3 protein-coding genes and 2 pseudogenes are annotated in these 4,381 nt (G+C 71.4%); 3 read left to right on the top strand and 2 right to left on the bottom strand.

The genetic code is table 11. The features are described from left to right. Both VED21_RS19510 and VED21_RS19515 read right to left on the bottom strand, forming a co-directional pair. A pseudogene (locus tag VED21_RS19510) lies at positions 1-231 on the bottom strand (hypothetical protein); the annotation flags it as partial. Between the two features lie 144 nt (positions 232-375). After that, positions 376-870 carry a GNAT family N-acetyltransferase gene (locus VED21_RS19515; protein WP_324885091.1) on the bottom strand — a complete coding sequence of 165 codons (495 nt, stop codon included), beginning with the start codon at positions 868-870 and terminating at the stop codon, positions 376-378. A gap of 190 nt (positions 871-1,060) precedes the next feature. Here VED21_RS19515 and VED21_RS19520 point away from each other — a divergent pair, with 190 nt between their 5' ends. From VED21_RS19520 to VED21_RS19530, 3 genes and pseudogenes are all read left to right on the top strand, one after another. Next, on the top strand, positions 1,061-1,648 hold the full coding sequence (locus tag VED21_RS19520) for a GNAT family N-acetyltransferase (protein ID WP_324885093.1): 588 nt from the start codon (positions 1,061-1,063) through the stop codon (positions 1,646-1,648). Positions 1,649-1,739: 91 nt separating this feature from the next. Then, on the top strand, positions 1,740-2,870 hold the full coding sequence (locus VED21_RS19525; RefSeq protein WP_324885095.1) for an NADH:flavin oxidoreductase/NADH oxidase: 1,131 nt from the start codon (positions 1,740-1,742) through the stop codon (positions 2,868-2,870). 86 nt (positions 2,871-2,956) lie between these two features. Further along, positions 2,957-4,381: pseudogene (locus VED21_RS19530) on the top strand (hypothetical protein); the annotation flags it as partial.

Raw genomic sequence — 4,381 nt, forward strand, 5'->3', positions numbered from 1 at the left:
GATGGCGCGCGCCATCCCCGTCACCTCGACCTCTACGGCCAGCGTGTCGTCGTCCGCCATGCGGTCGGCGTGGAACGTGTCGGGCACCAGGCCGCGCTTGGCGAACAGCTCCAGCACGCGCGGCAGGACGCCGGGATCGGCGTCGGCGCGCAGCGCGAAGGCGACGCGGCGGGTGGGATCGTACGGACGGGTATCGGCGGCCGGCTGGCCGGCGGGCATCGTGGCGGACATGGACTTAGGTTCCCTTGGATCGATTCGGCGCAGACGCGTGACGTGTCCCGGCCCTCAAAGGAGGACCGGGTCCATAATTCGCCGAATCGAAAGCCTCGGACGTCCGCTCATGCCCCACAGGCTAAAGGATCGGGTGCCGCCCGGTCAACCATGGCCCGCAAGCCGTCGCCCGAGGAAGATGGTCCCGGCCACCGGCGTGTCGTAATACCGCTCGATCGTCACGAACCCTGCCTCCCGGTACAGCGCCAGCGCCGCCGTCATGCTCGGCAGCGTATCCAGCCGCATCTCGCGGTAGCCGATCCGCACCGCCTTCCCCAGGATGGCGTCGACCAGCGCCCGGCCGAGGCCAAGCCCGCGCCCCTCCGGCGCCACGTAGAGCCGCTTCATCTCGCAGCAGCCCTCCGGTTCGATCGGCCGCAGCGCTACGCACCCCAGCGCCTCCCCGCCGGGGCCGCGCGCCAGCAGCAGGGCGCCGGACGGCGGCGCGTACTTGCCGGGCAGGCCGGCCAGTTCGGCGGCGAAGTCCTGGTACGACAGGTCGATGTCCAGCGAGGCCGCGTAGGCGCCGAACAGTCGCGCCGCGTCTTCGAGGTCGGCGGCGAACCGGGCCGATCCGATGTGGATAGGGGCGCCGTGCATGGCCTCACCGTGTCGCGAAATTGACAAAATTCCTAAGGGCGGTCATCATCGGGATGATCCTGGACATTCCCTGCGCGCGTCCGGATGACGGAAAACGAAGGATATGGCCCAATGCAACACCATGGCAAATGCGTTGCATAGTGTTGCATCCGGTTACATTTGCCGCCCCGCCGGGCCACGAGGGACCGCCATGCCGACCGAACCGCACATCCGCCCCGCCGAGCCCGACGACGCCCTGGCGGTGGCCGAGCTGATGGTGATGGCCGGCGGCGGCATCTACGACTTCCTGCTGGACGGGTTGCTGGGCGGCGCCCCGGTGGCGCAGATGCTGGCGGCCGGCGTGGCCGGCACCGCCGGTTCCTTCTCCTACCGCCAGTGCATCGTGGCGGAGGCGGGTGGGGAGGTGATCGGGCTGGCGCACGCCTATCCGGCCCTGTGGATGCGCGACGTCGACCGCACCGGCTTTCCCGCCGACCGGCTGGAGCACATCCGCAGCTTCGACGAGACGCAGGACTGGGGCAGCCTGTTCCTCTCCGCCCTCGCGGTCCAGCCGGCGTGGCGCCGCCGCGGCGTCGCCGCCCGGCTGCTGGACGCGGTGTACGACCGCGCCCGCACCGTCGGCTTCGACCGGGTGACCCTGCACGTCTGGGCCGACAACCTCCCGGCCCGCCGCCTGTACGAACGGCAGGGCTTCACCGAGGCCGGCCACGCCGCCATCCCCTGGCACCAGCGCCTGCCGCACGAAGGCGGCAGCCATTTGCTGCGCCGCTCCGTGTGAAATGCAGCCATTCGCCGACCGCCCGTTGTCCATCGGCACCCCGGCACCCCACTATCGTGCGCTCGGGTCGAACCTTACGGAGACAGGGCGGATGAGCGACGCGGCCAACCTGCTGTTCAGCACCTACCAACTGGGAACCGTCACGCTGCCCAACCGCATCGTGGTGGCGCCGATGTGCCAGTACAGCGCCGTGGACGGCGTCGCCAACGACTGGCATCTCGCGCACCTCGGCCAGTTCGCCATCGGCGGCGCCGGTCTGGTGCTGGTGGAGGCCACCGGCGTGTCGCCGGAGGGGCGGATCACCCCCGGCTGCGTCGGCCTGTGGACCGACGAGCAGGAAGCCGCACTGGCCCGCATCGTCCGCTTCAACCGCGAGAATGGCAGCGGCGGCCGCTTCGGCATCCAGCTCGGCCATGCCGGGCGCAAGGGCTCGGCCCAGGCGCCGTGGCTGGGCGGCAAGCCGGTCGCCCAGGCGGACGGCGGCTGGCAGACGGTGTCGTCCTCCGACGTGCCGTTCGGCGACGGCTGGCCCGCACCCCGTCCGCTGGACGCCGCCGGGCTGGCCCGCGTGCGCGATGCCTTCGCCGACTCCGCCCGCCGGGCGGTGCGCGCCGGCTTCGATGTGATCGAACTGCACATGGCGCACGGCTACCTGCTGCACCAGTTCCTGTCGCCCTTCGCCAACCGGCGCGAGGATGCCTACGGCGGATCGCTGGAGAACCGCATGCGCTTCCCGTTGGAGGTGCTGGCGGCGGTGCGCGCCGCCGTGGACGGCGCGGTGCCCGTGGGCGTGCGCATCTCCGCCACCGATTACGCGGCGGGCGGCTGGTCGGTGCCGGAGGCGCTGGTCTTCGCCCAGGTGCTGAAGGAGGCCGGGGCCGCCTTCATCCACGTCTCCGGCGGCGGTGCCGTGCCGACCGCCAGGGTGCCGGTCGCCGCCGGCTATCAGGTCGGCTTCGCCCGCCGGGTGCGGGCGGAGACCGGCGCGCCCACCATCGCCGTCGGCCTGATCACCAAGCCGGAGGACGCCGAGCGCGTGCTGCGCGAGGGGGCGGCCGACCTCGTCGCCGTCGGGCGCATCGTGCTGGACGATCCGCATTGGCCGCACCGCGCCGCGGCGGCGCTGGGCGCCGAGCTGCCCTATCCCCGGCAGTACGGCTACGCCCTGTCGCCGGGGTGGCGCCGCTACGCGGACAGCGCCTGGGTTGAGGCGAGCGAGTAGGAGTTGTCTTCCGAATGGCATAATGACAGCGGGGCATTATCTGATACTGTCGCTACTCCAAACCACTTTCACGAGCATTGGCACGGATGAGCGAGCGTCGGTCCGCCCGCGGTCACTGGGGTCTCCCGATCGCCTCGATCGCGGTGCCGCTGCTGTTGCTCGCCGCCGTGGCGTGGCACGACCACCGCGAGACGTTCGCTCAGGCGCAACGCCACGTGGAGCGCAGCACCGCCGTGCTGTACGAGCACACGCTGCGCGCCTTCGAGACCTTCGCCTACGTCCATGACGAGATCGACGACCGCGTCCGCGGCCTGTCGTGGGAGGAGATCGCGGCGTCGGAGGACGTCCGGCGCTACCTTCGCCGGGCGGAGGAGGCGTTCCCGCAGATCGGCAGCCTGTGGCTGATCGACTCCGCCGGGCGCGTGCGGCTGACCAGCCTCGACGACGCCCCGCCGGGTCTTGAGCTGGTCGACCGCGACTATTTCCTGGCCCTGAAGTCCGGGGAGGAACGCACCGTCAGCGACACGCGGGTCGGACGGGTCACGAAGATGCCGGTGTTCAACGTGGCCCGGCGGCGGTCGCCGCCCGCCGGGGCGGCACCGGGCACGTTCGACGGCGTGATCGCCGTCGCCGTCCACCTGCCCGACTTCCAGGAGGTCTTCTCGCGCGCGGCCTCCATCCCGGCCGACAACATCTCCCTGGTGCGCGAGGACGGCACGATCCTCGGCCGCTACCCCGCCGGCAAGTCCGTGAAGCTGACGCCGGAAAGCGGCTTCATGCAGGCGATCTCCCGCGCGCCACAGGGCGGCTCCTTCCGCACCGTCTCCCAGGGCGACGGGGTGGAGCGCCTGTTCGCCTACCGCAAGCTGGGCGCCGCACCGGTCTACATCAACTACGGCCGCTCGGTCGCCTCGGTGGAGGCCGAGTGGCGCTCGCACGTGCTGTTCTACGCGCTGTTCGCGGTGCCCTCGGCGCTGCTGCTGGGGCTGGTGTCGTGGCTGGTGGTCCGCAAGGAGCGCTCGGAGCGCGCGGCGCGCGCCCATGCCGCCGCCGAGACGGCGCGCCGCCAGCGCGCCGAGGAGCTTTTGCAGAAGATCCAGCGTTTGGAGATGCTGGGCCAGATCGCCGGCGGCATCGCGCACGACTTCAACAACCTGCTGATGGTCATCACCAGCAACCTCTACCTCGCGCAGACCCGCGCCGGGGAGAACGCGGCCGCCGCACCCTTCATCGACACCGCCATGCAGGCGGCCTACCGCGGCGGCCAACTCACCCAGCAGTTGCTTACCTTCGCGCGCCAGCAGACGCTGAAGCCCGAGGTGGTGGACGCCAACGACGCGTTGGGCGCCATGGTGGACGGCATGCTCAAGCGGTCGCTCCGCGGCGACATCGCCGTGGAGACGGAGCTGGAGCCCGGCGTCTGGCCGGTGGAGGTGGACCGCGCGCAGATGGAGCTGGCGGTCCTCAACCTCGCCGTGAACGCCCGCGACGCAATGCCGGGCGGCGGGTCG

The organism is Azospirillum sp. (assembly GCF_035627195.1).
In the GTDB taxonomy this organism is placed as follows: Bacteria; Pseudomonadota; Alphaproteobacteria; order Azospirillales; family Azospirillaceae; genus Azospirillum.